The organism is Mycobacterium sp. Marseille-P9652 (assembly GCF_902652685.1).
Lineage (GTDB): Bacteria > Actinomycetota > Actinomycetes > Mycobacteriales > Mycobacteriaceae > Mycobacterium.
Genome location: NZ_CACRUY010000050.1, coordinates 1 through 17,458, shown reverse-complemented (window position 1 = coordinate 17,458; position 17,458 = coordinate 1). Strand labels below are relative to the sequence as shown.

15 protein-coding genes and 1 pseudogene are annotated in these 17,458 nt (G+C 70.5%); 6 read left to right on the top strand and 10 right to left on the bottom strand.

Translation table 11 applies throughout. From position 1 onward, the window contains the following. Nucleotides 1-23: 23 nt before the first annotated feature. Nucleotides 24-1,613 carry a phospholipase C gene (locus GPY60_RS21195; RefSeq protein WP_231639761.1) on the bottom strand — a complete coding sequence of 530 codons (1,590 nt, stop codon included), beginning with the start codon at nt 1,611-1,613 and terminating at the stop codon, nt 24-26. A gap of 109 nt (nt 1,614-1,722) precedes the next feature. Here GPY60_RS21195 and GPY60_RS21190 point away from each other — a divergent pair, with 109 nt between their 5' ends. Together GPY60_RS21190 and GPY60_RS21185 are read left to right on the top strand one after the other, a co-directional pair. After that, on the top strand, nt 1,723-2,598 hold the full coding sequence (locus GPY60_RS21190; protein ID WP_156689662.1) for an alpha/beta hydrolase: 876 nt from the start codon (nt 1,723-1,725) through the stop codon (nt 2,596-2,598). A gap of 470 nt (nt 2,599-3,068) precedes the next feature. After that, a complete protein-coding gene (locus tag GPY60_RS21185; protein ID WP_156689661.1) occupies nt 3,069-6,377 on the top strand; it encodes a LuxR family transcriptional regulator in 3,309 nt (1,102 codons plus the stop codon). A gap of 2 nt (nt 6,378-6,379) precedes the next feature. Here the strand turns inward: GPY60_RS21185 and GPY60_RS21180 are convergent, their stop codons facing one another. Continuing rightward, nucleotides 6,380-7,075: an Rv0518 family GDSL lipase gene (locus tag GPY60_RS21180; RefSeq protein WP_156689660.1), complete on the bottom strand. Its 696-nt coding sequence runs from the start codon at nt 7,073-7,075 to the stop codon at nt 6,380-6,382. Between the two features lie 77 nt (nt 7,076-7,152). Beyond that, nucleotides 7,153-8,385 carry an acyltransferase family protein gene (locus tag GPY60_RS21175; protein WP_156689659.1) on the bottom strand — a complete coding sequence of 411 codons (1,233 nt, stop codon included), beginning with the start codon at nt 8,383-8,385 and terminating at the stop codon, nt 7,153-7,155. A 310-nt stretch (nt 8,386-8,695) separates the two neighbouring features. Here GPY60_RS21175 and GPY60_RS21170 point away from each other — a divergent pair, with 310 nt between their 5' ends. Further along, nucleotides 8,696-9,100 (top strand): STAS domain-containing protein, encoded by a 405-nt coding sequence (locus GPY60_RS21170; protein ID WP_156689658.1) that lies wholly within the window; start codon nt 8,696-8,698, stop codon nt 9,098-9,100. Here the strand turns inward: GPY60_RS21170 and GPY60_RS21165 are convergent. The 7 genes and pseudogenes from GPY60_RS21165 to GPY60_RS21135 all read right to left on the bottom strand — a co-directional run bounded on the left by GPY60_RS21165 (nt 9,084) and on the right by GPY60_RS21135 (nt 15,382). After that, nucleotides 9,084-9,335, bottom strand: a complete 252-nt coding sequence (locus GPY60_RS21165; RefSeq protein WP_156689657.1) for a hypothetical protein — start codon at nt 9,333-9,335, stop codon at nt 9,084-9,086. The two genes, GPY60_RS21170 and GPY60_RS21165, sit on opposite strands and share 17 nt — an antisense overlap. Then, the gene (locus GPY60_RS21160; protein ID WP_156689656.1) at nt 9,332-9,874 is read right to left on the bottom strand and encodes a DUF3093 domain-containing protein; all 543 of its coding nucleotides are present in this window, start codon (nt 9,872-9,874) and stop codon (nt 9,332-9,334) included. Before GPY60_RS21160 ends, GPY60_RS21165 begins: the two co-directional genes overlap by 4 nt. 41 nt (nt 9,875-9,915) lie before the next feature. Then, nucleotides 9,916-10,887, bottom strand: coding sequence for a porphobilinogen synthase (gene hemB, locus GPY60_RS21155; protein WP_156689655.1), 972 nt, complete (start codon nt 10,885-10,887; stop codon nt 9,916-9,918). 79 nt (nt 10,888-10,966) lie between these two features. After that, nucleotides 10,967-12,616 carry a uroporphyrinogen-III synthase gene (locus tag GPY60_RS21150; RefSeq protein WP_156689684.1) on the bottom strand — a complete coding sequence of 550 codons (1,650 nt, stop codon included), beginning with the start codon at nt 12,614-12,616 and terminating at the stop codon, nt 10,967-10,969. 36 nt (nt 12,617-12,652) lie between these two features. Continuing rightward, nucleotides 12,653-13,606: a hydroxymethylbilane synthase gene (gene hemC / locus GPY60_RS21145; protein WP_156689683.1), complete on the bottom strand. Its 954-nt coding sequence runs from the start codon at nt 13,604-13,606 to the stop codon at nt 12,653-12,655. Between the two features lie 13 nt (nt 13,607-13,619). Then, nucleotides 13,620-14,999 carry a glutamyl-tRNA reductase gene (locus GPY60_RS21140; RefSeq protein WP_156689654.1) on the bottom strand — a complete coding sequence of 460 codons (1,380 nt, stop codon included), beginning with the start codon at nt 14,997-14,999 and terminating at the stop codon, nt 13,620-13,622. A gap of 7 nt (nt 15,000-15,006) precedes the next feature. Then, nucleotides 15,007-15,382, bottom strand: a pseudogene (locus GPY60_RS21135) (glutaredoxin family protein). Between the two features lie 42 nt (nt 15,383-15,424). On the opposite strand from GPY60_RS21135, the gene GPY60_RS21130 reads away from it, so the two are divergent. The 3 genes from GPY60_RS21130 to GPY60_RS21120 form a co-directional block, all read left to right on the top strand. Beyond that, nucleotides 15,425-15,736 carry a WXG100 family type VII secretion target gene (locus GPY60_RS21130; protein ID WP_255457253.1) on the top strand — a complete coding sequence of 104 codons (312 nt, stop codon included), beginning with the start codon at nt 15,425-15,427 and terminating at the stop codon, nt 15,734-15,736. After that, nucleotides 15,729-16,019, top strand: coding sequence for a WXG100 family type VII secretion target (locus GPY60_RS21125; protein ID WP_156689652.1), 291 nt, complete (start codon nt 15,729-15,731; stop codon nt 16,017-16,019). Before GPY60_RS21130 ends, GPY60_RS21125 begins: the two co-directional genes overlap by 8 nt. Before the next feature lie 4 nt (nt 16,020-16,023). Further along, nucleotides 16,024-17,458: WXG100-like domain-containing protein (locus tag GPY60_RS21120; protein WP_444850864.1), on the top strand; the 1,435-nt coding region annotated here is incomplete at its 3' end.

Sequence of the window (17,458 nt, the reverse complement as noted above, 5' to 3'; positions counted from 1 at the left end):
CCCGGCAGATTGAATCCCGGGGGCTATCGCGGATTGCCGGTGCGGGGATCGAGGATCAGCGGCGGCTGGGCCGGACCGGTGAAGTCGAACATCGCGTTCAGCGAACCGGCACGCTCGTCGAGCGAGTGGTCGCCGATGCGGCCGGTGTTCCAGTTGTCCTCGATGAATCTCAGGATCGACGTCTGGTCGGTGAGGGTGTGGTCAACGAAATTCGTTCTCGCATAAGGGGATATGACCAGCAGGGGCAGCCGCGGGCCGTAACCGCACCGGCCCTGGTAGGCGATGGGCACCGCGCCCGCGTCCCCGCATTTTCCGGGCCCGTTCAGCACGTCCTCGGCGGTGGCGGACGGCGAGACGATCGGCGAAGGTTTGTGATCGTACCAGCCGTCGGAGTCGTCGTAGGCGATCACGATCGCCGTATCCCGCCATTGCGGCAGCCCCTGCAGGTGGTTGACCGTCTCGACCAGAAACTGTTGCTCGTCAAGCGGATCCGAGTAGCCGGCATGCCCGTCCTGGTAGGCGGGCGCTTTGAGGAGGCTGACCGACGGCAGGCGGCCGGCGTCGGCGGCGGCCCAGAAGTCCGACAGGTCGTATTGATGGTTGGCCTGGTCGCTGCGACCGATCTGGTCGGGCGCGCTGGGCGGCAGGTGGTGCGGGTTGGCGGTCGACGGGTAGTACTGGAACGGCTGGTGGTGGGGGACGTAGTCGGACTTGGTGCCGAACGGCAGCGTCCCGGTCTTGCCGGTTCCGCCCAGCGCGGCGCCCACGTTGTGCGTCGCGCCGCACTCGGCGGTGCCGTCGGCCCGGCGTCCGGTCGGCTTGAACCCGCCCTCGAAGTAGCCCCAGGTGATCCCCTTGGCGTTGAGCAGGTCGCCGACGTTCTTGTTACCCGGCCCGAATTGCACCTGGTCCCGGCTGGAGCAGTCGTCGCCCAACGGCTGCGAGTCGTCGATCAGGGTCGCCTGCCCGTTCCCGGCGTCGGCGATCACCAGGTGCGGCGGGAACGGCTTCCCGCCGGGCATGAACGTCTTTGTCACGCCGTGTGTTTGACCCGACACCAGATTGATGTGGCCAGGCGACGACGGGCCGAAGGTGGTGTTGAAGGAGTTGTCGCTCATCGCATAGTGCTGGGCGTAGTTCCACAGCGCGGTCACCGAGTTGCCGTCGTAGTAGTCCATCACCAGCCCGGCAGCGCTGAACAGCGGCGGCGCGCACGGGTCGCCCTCGGTGTGTTCGACGAACCGGTCCATGGCCCCGCCGTTGAAGGCCGCCTGCTCGGCCTGATAGGCGTCGTCCTGGTCGCAGGTCACCTGCTGTGCCGGGCCGCCCAGGCGGACGGGCTGCGCCGTATTGGGGTTATGCGCCAACAACTCTGGGTTGAGGCCGTCGACCCCGGGGGTGTCGGGCCTGGGTGTGAAGGGTTGGCCGTCGACGTTGGCGGCGTGCGGGTAGGTCCCGAAGTAGTGGTCGAAGGACACGTTCTCCTGGAAGATCACGACCAGGTGGTGGATCGGCGTCGCGGTCTCGGGAGCCGCGGGGGTCTCAGACGGATGTCCGCACGCGGCGACGACGACGAGCACCGACAGCACGGCCAGAAAACGCTGCACCACCACCCGCCGAGCGTAAAGGCGGCCAGTCGACATCACCACTTGATGACCGCGAGATCACAATGGTTTTGCAACCGCCGACCTGCGGCCCAAAACCCCTTCTGACGCGGCATTATTGGCCCTTGTGCCTGGAGTCAACCGTCGCGCGTTCCTGCGGGTCGGCGCCGGTGGGAGCGCAGCCGCCGCGGGCGCGTGGGCGCTGAGCGCGCTGCTCGACCCGCTCGAGCCGCACGCGGCGACGCCGCCGCCCCTGGCCCCCGCCCCGTTCGAGCCGCCGACCGCGGGCAGCAGCCTGCCCAGCAAGATCACCGGATCGTTCGTCTCCGCGGCCCGCGGCGGCGCGAAGACCAACTACGTGATCGCGCTGCCGCCGGGGCACACCGGGACGCTGCGCCCGGTGATCGCGCTGCACGGCATGGACGGCGACGCCAATCAGATGGTGGAGATCGGTGTCCCCGAAACCCTGGCGCGACTGGTCAAGGAGGGCAAGCCACCGGTCGCCGTCGTCAGCGTCGACGGCGGCAACACCTACTGGCACAAGAGGGCAGACGGGACGGATTCCGGCGCGATGGTGCTCGACGAGTTGCTGCCCATGCTGTCCACGATGGGCTTCGACACCTCGCGGGTGGGCTTCATGGGGTGGTCGATGGGCGGCTACGGCGCGCTGCACCTGGGCGCCAAGCTGGGGCCGTCGCGCACGGCGGGCATCTGCGCGATCAGCCCGGCGCTGTTTCCGTCGTTCGCCGACACCACCCCCGGGGCGTTCGACAACGCCGACGACTGGGCCCAGAACAGCGTCCTCGGTGTGCCCGCGCTGAATTCGATTCCGCTGCGCGTCGATTGCGGGCTCTTCGACCGCTTCTACCCCGCGGCGCGACAATTCGTGGCCCAACTGCGCACCCCGCCGGCCGGCAGCTTCTCCATCGGCGGGCACGACATGGTCTATTGGCGCCTGCAACTGCCCGGCGAGCTGGCCTGGATGGCGACCTAGGCAGGCATGTCGATGCGCCAGCGCCGCTTTCGCCCCGACATCGAGGGCCCTGCGCGCGACGGACCGCTGCCCGGCGATCGTCGGCAACACGCTCGTGCTCCGCGAGGACAACCACGTGATGAGCGAGTACGCCCAACCGCGGCGCCGGTGGCGGCGGACGCGATGGCTCGCAACTAGGAGGAGAACGAGGCCGACATGTCGGCCGAAATGAACCAAATAAGCGAACGGAAACGTCATACTGTTGGAAGCTTTTTGGAGGTTGTGAGATGACTCCGCTGATGGTGGTCTGCATTGCGGTCGTCGCTCCCGTCGCGGGAGCCGGCCTGCTGCAGTTGCAGGCGCGCCTCGAGCGCTGGGACTACGAGCGGCACGCCGAAGACTGAGCCTGTAGCGCCCCGGCTTCGCGAATCCGCATGCCTTCCGCGCCGCCGTACGCATTTGTGCTGATGTTTGCCTGCCCTCGGGCCCTGATGCTGGCTAGCATGAGCGCAATTGATCTGCCGGCGGAGACGCCGCTGCTGACTTGGAGCGAGCAGGGCGTGGAGCTGCCGACCGGAACCGTCACGCTGCTCCTCGCCGACGTCGAAGGGTCCACCCGACTGTGGGAAACCCAGTCGGACTCCATGACCACCGCGCTGGCGAAGCTCAACCGCACGGTCGACGACCTGATCGCCGCCCACGGCGGGGTGCGGCCGGTCGAGCAGGGCGAGGGCGACAGCTTCGTGCTCGCGTTCGCCCGTGCCAGCGACGCCGTCGCGTGCGCCCTGGCGCTGCAGCTGGCCGACCTGGCCCCGATCCGCATCCGCATCGGGCTGCACACCGGTGAGGTGCAACTCCGCGACGCGGGGAACTACGCCGGGCCCACCGTCAACCGGACCGCGCGCCTGCGCGACCTTGCCCACGGTGGGCAGACGGTGCTGTCCGGCGCCACCGAACAATTGGTCGTCGACCGGCTGCCCGTCGACGCCTGGCTGACCGACCTCGGGGTGCATCCCCTGCGTGACCTGCCGCGCCCGGAGCGGGTCGTGCAACTCAACCACCCCGCGCTGCGCAACGACTTCCCGCCACTGCGCACCGCGAATGTCGTTGCCAGCGCCCATCTTCCGGCCCAGCTGACCAGCTTCGTGGGCCGCGGCGAGCAGATCGGCGACGTCGCTGCGACGTTGAAGGAAAACCGGCTGGTGACGATGACCGGTGCGGGCGGCGTCGGAAAGACGCGGCTGGCGGTGCAGGTCGCCGCCCGCGTGGCCGACGAGTTCCCCGGCGGGGCCTGGTTCGTCGACCTCGCGCCCGTCGCCAATCCCCTGCTGGTGCCCCTCGTGCTGGCGCGCACGCTTGGCCTGGCCGACCAGCCCGGCCGTTCGACCATGGAGATGCTGTCGAAGTTCGTCCGGGACCGCACCGTGTTGCTGGTGCTCGACAACTGCGAGCACTTGCTGGACGCCTGCGCCGAGCTGGTGATGGGGCTGCTCGACGCGGGCCCGGACGTGACGGTGCTGGCAACGAGCCGGGAGCCGATCGGCATCGCCGGGGAGCAGACCTGGCGGGTGCCGTCGCTGTCGGTGGAGGACGAGGCGGTCGAACTGTTCGTCGACCGTGCCCGCCGGACCCGACCGGATTTTCGCCTGACCACAGAGAACTCACCGGTGGTCGCCGAAATTTGCCGGCGTCTCGATGGCATGCCGCTGGCGATCGAGTTGGCCGCCGCGCGGAGCCGCACCCTGTCGCTCACCCAGATCGTCGACGGGCTGCATCACAACTTTCGCCTGCTCGCCGGTGGCGCGCGAAACGCCGTTCGCCGCCAGCAGACCCTGCGGGCGTCCATCGACTGGTCGCACGCCATGCTCACCGAACCCGAGCGCGTCCTGTTTCGCCGCCTGGCGGTGTTCATGGGCGGGTTCGACCTCGACGCCGCGCAGGCCGTGGGTGCCGACGCGGACGTGGAGCACTTCCAGCTCATCGACCTCCTCGGCCTCCTGGTGGACAAGTCACTCGTCGTCGCCGAGGAAGGCGACGGCGTGATGCGCTACCGGCTGTTGGAAACCGTGCGCCAGTACGGACTCGAGAAGCTCGCGGAGTCGGGCGAAGCCGAGTCCGTGCGAACGCGCCACCGCGACCACTACACCGCCGCGGCGGTCGCCTTGGCGGGTCAGGGACTCGGCGACAGGGCGCCGCTGGCGCTCTGGGCGCTCCCCGAGATGGACAACCTTCGGGCCGCGCACGCATGGAGTTGCGACGCCGCCGAGTTCGGGCCGGCGCTGCGGCTGGTGTCGGCGCTGCAGCCGGTGTGGCTGACGCGCGGACGGTTCCGCGAGGGCGTGGCGGGGTTCGACGCGGTGTTCAGCGACGGCCGCTACCGCGACGCCGACGTGGCACCCGAGATCTGGGTGCGCGCGGTCGCCGACGCGGGCCTCCTGGCGGTCTGGTTCTCCGCTCCGGTCAGCCTGCCGCGCGCGGAGGAAGCGCTCGCAGCGGCGCGCCTACTCGGCGACCGGGCGCTCATCGTGCACTGCCTGGCGACCTGCGCGATGCTGACATTCAACGATGCCCAACTGGCCGCTCCGCACTTCGCGGAGGCAACCGATTTGGCTCGCGCATCGGGCGATCTCACCGCATACGCCCAGCTGCGCGCCTACCAGAGCTTCGTTTACTCCGCCGGCGGCGATCCGATCGCCGCACAGGCGGCCGGCGAGGAGGCGCGGGACCTCGCAGACGCGCTCGGCGACAAATTCACGTCGCGCTATAGCCGGACCTTCCTCGGGACCGCGCTGGCACAGCGGGGCAACGTGGCGGAGGCCTGCGCTGTCAGCCGTGCGCTGGTCGAGGAGGCACGGGCGGCCGGGGACCGCCCGATGGAAGCATTCGGCCTGATCATCTCGGCGATCGCGCTCGCCATCGCCGGTGATGCCCCAGGGGCGCGTGAGTCCGCCGAGGCCGCCGTGGAAGTCGGGGCCGCGCTGGGCGGATTCCACGAGGACAGCGCGTACGCGGCATTGGCCGTTTCCGCAATGGCGGCGGGCGACGCCGCGGCGGCCAAGCAGGCGTGCGAGGCCGCGTGGCGGCACACATACCCGCTGAAGGAGCTGCTTACCAGGTGCACCATGCCGCTGGCCGACGCGACGCTGATCTGCGGCGATCCGGTGGCCGCCCGTCGCTGGGCAGACGACACGGTCACGGTCGCGCCGGGCTTTCATCTGATGCTGGCGCTGACTTCCCGCGCGCGGGTCGCGGTCGCTCAGGGCGAGCCAAAGCAGGCCGAAACCGACTTGCACGAAGCTCTCGTCGTCGCCGAGCGCACCGGCGGATACCAGTACCTCCCGGATGCGCTCGAAGGTCTTGCCGCGCTTGCCGCAGACGCCGAGCACGCGGCCCGGCTTTTCGGCGCGGCCGAGGCCTTGCGGCAGCGTCACGGCGAGGCGCGTTCCAAGGCCTTCCAAACGAACTACGACACAGCGCTCGCGGCAGCGCGAGATGCGTTGGGCGAGGACGTCTTTGATACCGCGTGGGCGGAGGGCAGTGCCCTTTCCACCGCCGAGGCGATCGCCTACGCCCAACGCGGTCGCGGTGCGCGCGGGCGCCCGGCGAGCGGCTGGGAATCGCTGACGCCCGCCGAGCGCGACGTCGTCCGGCTCGCCACGGAAGGGTTGCCCAGCAAGGACATCGCCGCGCGTCTGTTCGTCTCGCCGCGCACCGTGCAATCCCATCTCACGCACGTCTACGCCAAACTCGGTGTCTCGTCGCGGGTGCAGCTCGCGCAGGAAGCCGCCCGGCACGCCTAGATCTAGGTCGGCGGCAACTGCATGTGAATGAGCGGCGCGATCATGTCCGCCATGTACTGATGGCCCGCGTCCGTGGGGTGCACGCCGTCCGCGCCGATGAGGTCGGGCCGGTCGACGAACCAGCGATCGGCGATCGGGTCGACCCACGACGCTCCCACTCCCGCCGCCGCGGCGCCGAGCACGTCGCGGATGGCGAACATGGCGGGCGGGACGTCGGCCGTCGGCCAGGGCGGCCCGATCACCAGCAGCCGGGCCGACGGCGCCAGGCGGCGCGCGAGATCCAGCGCGGCCGACACCCGTCCGGCCAGCAGCCCCGGATCGACACCCTGGTCGTTGCGCGAGCCGAAGAACACCACCAGCGCATCGTCGGGCTTCACCGCGCGCGGGACGAGGTCCTCGAAAACGCTGCCGTGGTCGCCGCGTACGACGTAACCGGCTCGGCCCTCGGCCGCCACATCCGGCACGATGCGCTCACCGGCCTGGGTCAGGATCTGCGAGGCACGGGCGGGCCACGACCGCGGACCCTCGCCACCCTCATTCGTCCCGGTGGTGTAGGAATCGCTGACGATCGCGACGTGTAGCAGGCGATAGTCCTGGGTCAGCATGGTGAGGTCGTTGCCCGCCTGCACCTGACCCGGCCAGCCGACGAGCACGACCACCAGGGCCAGGCCCGCGACGAAGGCGGCCACGCGACTCACTGTTCCCTCCCCTCGAAACGCATCGGCAAGCCCAGGTTAACCGGGAGCCGACGAAACCCGGCCTTTGTCACACGGCGTCACACGGCGCGGGCCGAAACCGCCTCCCGCGCACCGTCTACCGGGCGCAGCTTCGCTCCCGACGGCTCTCCCGGCTCGACGGCCGGCCTGGCGGCCCGCACGTCGACCATCCGGCGCATCCACCGGCGCCCCGGCTCCTCGACCAGGTGGTACAGCAGGATCGACAGAAACACCGAAATCGCCAGCAGCCCAACGACATTCCACTTCCACGGGGAGTCCTGCGGGTTGAGCTCGAACTGCTCGGCGGCCCAGCCCCACGCGGTGTGCACCAGCTCGTGAACCATGTACAGGCAGAACGAAATCTGGCCGCCGAGCACCATCACCCGGGTCGAGAGCACCCTCGGCAGGCTGCCCATGCCGACCGCCAGCGCCATGACCAGCGGGACGAACAGCACGTCGACCACACCGCTGCTGTCCTGCACGCCGTTGATCGGGTGCGCGTCAAGCAGATACAGGATGCCCACCATGGCGGCTAAGAGCAGCAGGGAGAGGTAGCCGGCTGCGCGGCGGGCACGATCGGTGAGGCGCAGCCTGCGCACGGCGGCACAGGCCAGCGCGCCGGCGACGAACTGCGTCACGATCCGCGGCAACCAGCTCCATGGCGTGTAGAACTCCCCGCTGGCGAGCAGCAGCACCACCGGCGGCAGCGACGCCGCGAAGGCCAACCACATCAGGCTGCGCGCCCGGGTGGCCAGCCGCATCCGGAACACCACCAGCACGACCCCGCCGAAGAGCAGGTAGGCCAACCACTCGGCGCTGATCGACCAGGCCGGGCCGTCCCAGCTCGACCCGTCGAAGAACGGCTGAAACCACAGCTGCACCAACAGGATCTGGCGCACGTAGCTCGTCGCGGTGAGGTCGTCCGCCTCGGGCAGGGGCACATGACCGACGTGCAGGGTGAAGATCACGAACAGCGCGGCCAGGTGCAGCGTCACGAGATACACCGGCCACACCCGGGCGAGCCGCAGCCAGAGGAAGTGCAGGGTCGCGCGCGTCGACCAGGACCGGCCCATCCGGTCCAGGTAGTTCCACGTCAGCACGAACCCGCTCAGGATGAAGAAAAGGTCGACGCCTTGCGCGCCGCAGTCCAGGATCGGGGCCAGTGCGTCACGGAAACCCGGCGACGCGTCGCCCACCATCGGGCGGAAGTGAAACAGCACCACCCACAACGCGGCGACGATGCGGAGTCCCGTGAGGGCTTTGATCTCTCCCCTGATCTCTGGAGTCCGCACGCTGCTCTTTCCGTGTCGCCTCTGCTGTTCCGTTCGCCGTCCAGTCCCGGCCGACCGGGCGCTCCCGCCCACGCTCGAGCCCCCCGATTGGCACCGGCAGCCCACGCAGCCTAACAGCGCGACGCCGCCAAGGCCGTGAGGGTCGGAGGCGGGTTTCGGCTCCGCTAACGTCGTCGGAGGCGGCCCCACCGGGGCTTTCCACCGCGCACGCGGTCGCGCCGTCACCTCTTAGCAAAGAGTTAGAGCGGGCTACCGGTCCCCTTAGGTTTGCGCCTTAGCGTTGGACGCAACGCCACGCAGGAGGACGATCATGACGACTGCCATCACCACCGTCGACTGCGGTGGCGCCCGGATCCGGGCACACTGCCGTCACCTGGCGACCGTCGTGACCATCCGGGGCGAGATCGACGCCGACAACGTCGACGCGGTCGGGCAGCACCTTCGCCGCTTCACCCTCGGCAGCTCCCCGCTGGTGCTCGACATGAGCGAGGTCACCCACTCCGGAACCGTCGGCTTCTCACTGCTTTCGGCGTTCGACGACGCGTGCCGCGAGGCCGGCGTCGAGTGGACGCTGGTGCCCAGCCCCGCTGCGCCGGAGCTGCTCGGCGACATGTTCCCGGTGACCGCCTCGGTGCACGAGGCGCTGCACGACCTGGCCGACGCGATCGACAACCGCCGTCAGCTGGTCCTGCCGCTGATCAAGAAGACGGCCTAACGCGCGTTCGTAGCCTTGCGCCGGCCGTGACCGCCAGCACGCCGGCGGTCGTCACCAGAATCATCGTCAACAGCAACAGCTGAGGGTCGTACACCAGAGCCGTGGTCGACGGCTGTCCGTCCGCGATCGGCGCGACACCGATGGTATGCCGGGCGTTCAGCCAGCACACCGCCGCACCCGCCAACGCCGCACAGGCGAGGGCGAGCTGGACGAACGCCCGTATCCGGCCGGTCATAGCGCCGACTCGGGATCGTCGTCGGCGTCGCTGTCGGACGACGCCGGGTCCACCCGTTCCTGCACCAGCGGGGTCAGCGCCGCCCGCAGATCGCGGTGACGGCGGGCCCAGGCCTGGGCGGTGCGGCCTCCGCTCAGCTTGAGCCCGATGCCGATGCGGCGGCGCGGCACGCCCACCAGCTCGCCGAGCGCCCGGGACGACTGCCACTTCGCCAACTCCTTGCCCGACTTCTCGTGGTGCTCCGGTTCGGGGTAGACCTTGACGATCTCGCGGACCAGGACCGTCTCGGTGCCCTGGCGCAAAGCGTCCTGCGTCAGTTCGACCGAGACGTGGATGCGGGCCGCCTTGACCTGCAACGCCACGAACGCGCTGACCATCACCAAGAAGATGATGGGCGTGAGCAGTTGGATACCGGCCCCGCTCCAGATCTCGATCAGGATCATCGACACCGCCGAGATCGGGCCCAATAGCACCCAGTACCAGCTGGCGCCGGGCTCGTAGAACAACCGCTTCGGCTCGGCCTCCCTCGCTGATGTCATCGCACGCCCCATCCGGTGATCGTCATCCGCCCCCGGCTCCGTCACGAGAGCCAGCGCGCCGCGTCGGCGGCCCAATAGGTCAGCACCATATCGGCTCCGGCGCGCCGAATGCCGGTCAACGACTCCAGCGCGGCGGCGCGCTCGTCGATCCATCCGTTCGCCGCGGCGGCGCAGATCATCGCGTACTCCCCCGACACCTGGTAGGCGGCGACGGGCACCGGCGACACGTCGGCCGCGGCCGCCACCACATCGAGGTAGCTCATCGCGGGCTTGACCATCAAGATGTCCGCCCCCTCGCCGAGGTCGAGTTCGATCTCGCGCAGCGCCTCGCGGGCGTTGCCCGGCTCCTGCTGGTAGGTGCGCCGGTCGCCGGACAGGCTGGAGCTGACGGCCTCGCGGAACGGGCCGTAGAACGCCGAGGCGAACTTCGCGGCGTAGGCCAGGATCGCCACGTCGGTGTAGCCCGCCGCGTCGAGGCCGTCGCGGATGGCGGCCACCTGACCGTCCATCATCCCGCTCGGCCCTACCACGTGCGCCCCCGACTCCGCCTGCGCCACGGCGAGTTTCACGTACCGGGTCAGGGTGGCGTCGTTGTCGACGCGGCCGCGGTCGTCCAGCACGCCGCAGTGCCCGTGGTCGGTGAATTCGTCGAGGCAAGTGTCGGCCATCACCACGGTGGCCTCGCCGAGATCCTTGGCCAGGTCCCGCAGCGCGACGTTGAGGATGCCGTCGGGGTCGATGCCGGCCGAGCCGGTCGGGTCCTTGTCCTCGTCGCGGGGCACGCCGAACAGCATCAGCCCGCCCACCCCGGCGGCGACGGCGTCCGCGGCGGCGCGGCGCAGCGACTCCCGGGTGTGCTGCGCGACGCCCGGCATGGACGCGATGGGTCGCGGTTCGTCGATGCCGTCGGCGACGAACATCGGCAGCACCAAATGCCTTGGCTCCAGCGACGTCTGGGCCACCAGCCGGCGTATCGCGGGCGTGGAGCGCAGCCGGCGCGGACGCTGCCTCATCCTCGTCCGTTGACTCTGCGTTGAGGGCGGAGGTTACTCGCGCTTCTGCGCCCTGGACGCAGAGTCAACGCGAGATGAGTCATCGCCTGCGGCTCTTCTTACGCGGCGGCGGCAGCGCGCCCTCGGCGCGCAGCCGGGCGGCGTGCTCGGCCAGGGCGTCGACCAGCGGACCCACGGCGGCGGTCTCCGGCTGGACGTCGACCCGCAGCCCGAACTCCGCGGCGGTCTCGGCGGTCTTCGGGCCGATACAGGCGATGATCGTCCGCGCGTGCGGCTTGCCGGCGATGCCCACCAGGTTGCGCACCGTGGAGCTGGAGGTGAAGCACACCGCGTCGAACCCGCCGGTCTTGATCATCTCGCGGGTGGCCGCCGGCGGCGGCGCGGCGCGCACGGTCCGGTAGGCCGTGACGTCCTCGATCTCCCAGCCGCGCTCGCGCAGACCCTCGGCCAGCGTCTCGGTGGCGATGTCGGCGCGCGGCAGCAGGACCCGGTTGACCGGGTCGAAAATGCTGTCGTAGGGCGGGAAGTCGTCGAGCAGGCCCAGCGAGGACTGCTCCCCGGCGGGCACCAGCTCGGGGCTGATCCCGAAGGCGCGGACCCGGTCGGCCGTCTGTTCGCCGACGCAGGCGATCTTCACCCCCGAGAACGCGCGGGCGTCCAGCCCGAACTCGCCGAACTTCTCCCACACCGCGCGCACGGCGTTGGTGGAGGTGAACACCACCCACTGGAATCGCCCGTCGACCAGACCCTTGACGGCGCGCTCCATCTGCGCGGGGCTGCGGGGCGGCTCCACGGCGATGGTCGGCACCTCGATGGGCAGCGCGCCGTAGGACGTCAGCCGCTCGCTCATCTCGCCGGCCTGGTCCTTGGTGCGGGGCACCAGCACGGTCCAGCCGTACAGCGCGCGGCTCTCCCACCAGTTGAGCTTGGCCCGGTTGGCCACCGTCTTGCCGATCGTGACCACCAGCGGGGCGTTCTTGGGTTCGCCGACGCCCCGGGGGTCGGCACCCAGCACACCCGGATCGGTCAGACCCTGCAGGGTGGTCTCGACCGACCGCTGCTGGCACGTGGTGCCCTGCGCGGTGACGACGCACGGCGTGCTCTCGGCGAGTTCGTGCTCGATCAGCGTGCGCGCCGCGTCGGCCAGGTGCGACGCGGTCGCCTGCAGGATTAGCGGGCCGGGGGCCGCGGCCAGCGCCTCCCAGTCGACCTCGCCGCGCACGTCGGCGACCGTGTGCGACGAGCCCAGCGGCAGGCCCGCGTAGGTCGGGACCGCGTTGGTGGCCGCCAGGCCGGGCACGATCTCGAGGTGCAGGTGGCTGCGCGAGACGGCGTTGACCTCGGTGATGACCGCGTCGACCGTGAGCGGGTCCCCGGCCACCACGCGCACCACGTCGGCGCCGGCGCGGGCCTCCGCGACGAGCGTCTTGGCGAGTTCCGCGGGCTCGCCCAGGGCGGGGCGGATGTCGGGACCGCCGGTGATCACGGCGGCCTGAGACTCGGTGGCGCCGTCGGCGTTCGGCGCCGCCGCATCGGCCGGCGCGGGCCCGGACACCGGCGGCAGGTCCTTGCCGATCAGCGCGAGCACCGGCTCGGGCACGTCGGGATCGGTGAACACCAGGGCGGCGTTGGCCAGCACGGCGGCGGCCCGCGTCGTCAACAGCCCCGGGTCACCCGGACCGGAACCCACGTAGGTGATGCGGCCGGGCCTCGGCTTACGCCCTCGCATGGGTGATTGACGAGTCATTGTCGCTCCCAGTCGTTTTCATTCAGTTTCCGGCGCGGGCCCTTCTTGCCGCGCTGCCCGCATCAAGTCCCGGGCGCCAAGCTCGAACAGCTCCGCGGCCACGGAGAGCCCGAGCTCTCGTGCCCGCCCGGGAGTGCCGATGCCGGACGCGCGGATCACGTCGGACCCGTCGAGCGCCGCCACGCATCCGCGCAGCGACAACTCTTCGAAGACGTGGCCCTCCTCATCGATGGACTCGACCACCTCGGCGATCGCGCCCACCGGTGCGGAGCAACCGGCCTCCAGTTCGGCGAGCAGGGCCCGCTCCGCGGTGACCGCCGCGCGCGTGTCGGCGTCGTCGAGCTCCGCGAGCACCGCCGCCAACTCGTCGTCACCGGCGCGGCATTCGACCGCGAGAGCGCCCTGAGCAGGTGCTGGCAACATCTGCACCGGCTCGAGCGTCTCGGTGACATCGTCGAGGCGGCCCAGTCGGGCGAGACCGGCCCGGGCCACCACGATCGCGTCAAGATCACCACTGCTTACCCTGTTCAACCTGGTATCTAGGTTGCCTCGTAGGGGGCGGATTTCCAAACCGAGACCCAATGCTCTAAGCTGCGCGGCCCGCCGCGGGGATGACGCCCCCACCAGCGAACCCGCCGGCAACTCCCCCAGCACCAGCCCGTCGCGGGCCACCAGCGCGTCGCGCGGGTCGTTCCGCGGGGGGATCGCCGCGATCGTGAACCGCGGGTCGTCCGCGGTCGGCAAATCCTTGTGGGAGTGCACGGCGGCGTCGACGCGCCCGTCCTCGATCGCCTCGCGCAGCGCGGTGGTGAAGGCGCCGACGCCCAGCGTCTGGATCGGGGCCGACGACCGGTCGCCGGCGGTGCTGATGGTCACCAGTTCCGCCGGGTTCCCCGCGGCGATCAATGCGTCCCTGACGGTGCCGGCCTGGGTGGTAGCCAAGAGACTGCCCCGCGTGCCTATCCGGATCACGTGCGCCAATCGGCTACTCGGTGGTTGCTGCGGGCGTCCCCGCGTCGAATCCGTTTGACACCACCGGCAATTCGCCCGCGGCGACGGCGTCGACAGCCGTCTGGTCGAGCTCGAAGAGCTCGCGCAACGCCTCGGCGTAGCTGTCGCCACCCGGCGCGCTGGCGAGCTGCTTGATCCGCACGGTCGGCGCGTGCAGCAACTTGTCCACGACGCGTCGCACGGTGCGCGCCACCTCCTCGCGCTCGGCGCCCTGAAGGCCCGGCAGGCGGTGGTCCAGGCGCAGCAGCTCGGCCTCCACCACGTCGGCGGCGCGCTGACGCAACGCCGTCACGGTCGGGGTGACCTCAGCCATGCGCTGCCCAGCGAGGTAGGTGGCGACTTCGGCCGCCACGATGTGGCGGGCGGCGTCGACGTCCGCGGCAGCCGCGTGGGCCGACGGCTCGTGCTGGACACGGTCGACGTCGACCACCCAGACACCGGGCAGGCCCGCGACGGCCGGGTCGACGTCGCGCGGCATGCCCAGGTCGCAGATCACCAGGGGGTGGGCGGCCTCGTCGACGGTCGAGCGGCGCGTGGCGGCCAGCGCGTGGTGCACGTCGGCGAGCGTCACCACCGGGCTCACGGCCCCCGTGCAACTCACCACGACGTCGGCGCCGGCCAGTGCGTCGGGCAGGCGGTCGAGGGTCATCGCGTCGGCGCGCGCGCCCGTTTCACGGATCTTGCGCGCCAGCCGCTGCGCCCGGGACAGCGAACGGTTCACGACGTGGACGTGGGTAACGCCGGCGCGGGTGAGGTGCGCCGCCGCCAGCGCACCCATGGAGCCGGCGCCGACCACCGCGGCGGTTTTGCCGTGCAGTCCGCCCAGGCGGCGTTCGGCCATGCTCAGGGCGACCGAGACCACCGAGGCGCCGGCGGCGTCGATCGCGGTCTCGGAGTGCACCCGCTTGCCCACCGACAGCGCCCGCTGCGCGAGTTCGTGCAGCACCCGCCCGACGGTGCGGTTGGCCTCGGCGGCGGCGTACGCGCGGCGCACCTGGCCGAGGACCTGCTGCTCCCCGATCACGGCGGAGTCCAGCCCGCTGGTGACCGCGAACAGATGCTCGACGGCCGCCTCGCTGTAGCGGACGTACGCGTACTTGGTGAGGTCCCCCATCGACATGCCGGAGTGGTCACTCAGCACCTGGCCGATCACGGACAGCCCGCCGTGGAACGCGTCCACCACCGCGTAGACCTCGACCCGGTTGCATGTCGACAGCACCATGGCCTCGGTGACCAGCGGCGACTGCAGCACCCGGTCGACGATCTTGCCCTGATCGGACTCGTCGACGCTGAGTTGCTCCAGGACGGAGACCGGCGCACTGCGGTGCGAAACCCCGAAGAGCAGGATGCTCACGGCAGCATCACCTGGCCAGCTCCCTTGCCTCTTCCAGTGACTTAACTGCTGTCCACGGTAATCGTTTATGAGGTGGGCTACCAAATAATTGACCGACGTCACTACGCGGACGGGGCCCGGGAGTGTCAGCCGGCGAGGTCGGCGCGCAGGCGCGCCTCGTCGATCTCCCAGTAACTGTGCTCGCGCCCGTCGAGCAGGACCACCGGCAGCCGGTCGCCGAACTCCGCCCGCAGCGCGGGGTTGCCGCCCTCGGCCGCGGCATCAACGTCGGTGACGGACAGGTCGAATCCGAGCTCGTCCGAAAGCTCGGCGAGGCGGGCGTGCACGCGGTCGCAGATGGCGCACCCGTCGCGGGTCAGCAACTCGACGTGGGCGCGGCTCATGGGTGAATTGTGGCACTCGCGGGAGGTCGTTAGGTTGCGGCTGTGGCTGGTGAGGGGGCGTTGCGGGTCGATCCCGCCGTGATGCAGTCGTTTGCCGCCTCCGTCGGCGGTGCGGCGGAGCAGCTGCTCGCCCAGTTGACCGAGCTCGACGAGCAGGTGGGAAAGGCGTTGGGGGGCTGGAGCGGGGGGGCGGGCAGCGCGTACGGGTCGGCATGGGAGCTGTGGCACCGCGGCGCGCAGGAGGTCCGGGTCGGCTTGGCGATGCTGGCGCATCGGGCGGAGCAGGCCGGTGGCCTCTACGAGCGCAACGAGGCGGCGGCCGCCCGGGAGATGCGCGAGGTCTACCGTGGCTGAGGCGTTTCGCGTCGACCCGGAAGCGTTGGCCGACGCGGTGAAGCGGATGACCGACTTCAAGCGTCACGCCGAGGAGATGCTCGCCGAAATCGATTCTCGCGCAACGCGTTTGCACGAATCGTGGGCCGGTGAGGGCGCGGCGGCCCATGCCGAGGCGCACCGGCGCTGGGTGCGCGGTGAGGCGATGATGCGCGAGGCGCTGGCGCGTCTGCAGAAGGCGGCCGCCACCGCGCACCACAACTACACCGGCGCCGCGACAACGAACCTGGGCATGTGGTCGTGAGCTGATGTCCCCGCTGGCATGCGACCCGGCGGCTCTCGACAACGCGGGCGCCCAGGTGGTGACGGCCGGCGAGGGCCTGGGCTCGGTCATCTCGACCCTGACCGCGACGCTCTCGGGATGCGGCGGGATGGCCGGTGACGATCCCGTCGGAGCCGCGCTGGGGCACAGCTACGACGGTGCTGCCGCCAAGCTCGTCGACGCCATGGTGGCCACCCGAAACGGGTTGTGCAGCATCGGCGATGGGGTGCGGATGTCGGCGCACAACTACTCGCTGGCCGACGCGATGTCCAACGTCGGTGGCGGCGGGGGTCCGCTTCCCGCGCCGTCGGTGACCGGGCCGCTCTCGGCGGGTTCTCCGCCGTCGGCGGTCGGCTCCGGTGGCGGCGCCCCGGCGGGTTGGGGGTGGGTGGCCCCCTACGTCGGGATGATCTGGCCCACTGCCGATTCCGGGAAGTTGCGCGCCGCGGCCACCGCGTGGGGCGCCGCAGGCACTCAGTTCGCGCTCGCCGAGGTGCTGGGCACCGGCGGACCGATAAATGTCGTTCGGGGACAACGAATCCCGGAGGGACCGGCTATCGACCGGGCGTTCACCGACGCCTTCACAAGTACCACCAGCCTAACCCAGCAGTGTCAGAAGATCGCCGCCAAGCTTGGCGAGTACGCGGCCAAGGTCGACAAGGTGCACGCGGCGATCCTCGACCTGCTGGCCCGCATCTGCGACCCGCTGACCGGGCTCAAAGAGGTCTGGGAGTTCCTGACCGACGAGGACGAGGACGAGATCAAGAAGATCGCCGACGACATCCGCACGGTGGTCGACAACTTCGGCGCCGAGGTGGCCGCCCTGCGGGCTGAGATCGCGGCCACCCTCGCCGACGCCGTCAAGGTCGCCACCGACATGGGCCGTCACGCCGCGAGGGAGTGGGATCAGTTCTTGCACGGCACCGAGGTGGGACGGGCCCTCAACCAAGTCGGGCAATACGCCAAGGGCGTGTGGTCGGAGGCCGGCGGGTTCGTCGAGGGCATCTGGGACATCAGTGCGCCGCGAGCCATGCTCGACCCGCTTGGGTACGGCCGGGACCTGGCCAACGAGGTCAAAGGAGCCCTACCGCTCGTCGGCCTCGGTGGCGAACACGCGCCCGGCATCGAGGAGTCGTGGAAACAACTAGGCAAGAGCGTCGTCCACTGGGACGAGTGGAAGACGAACCCGGCCGAGGCGGCCGGCAAGTCTGTCTTCGACATCGGCACGCTGGCCCTGCCCGGCGGCCCGCTGACGAAGCTTGGGAAGGTCGGCCGTGGTGCCGCCGACGCGCTCAGGGGGTTGAAGCCGCCCGAGCTTCCGAAGCTGCCCCGGATCGAACCACCGAAACCGCCCGAGGCACCGCCGCCCGCGACCGAACCGCCGCGCGGACCGAAACCGCCGGACGCACCCCCACCCGGGC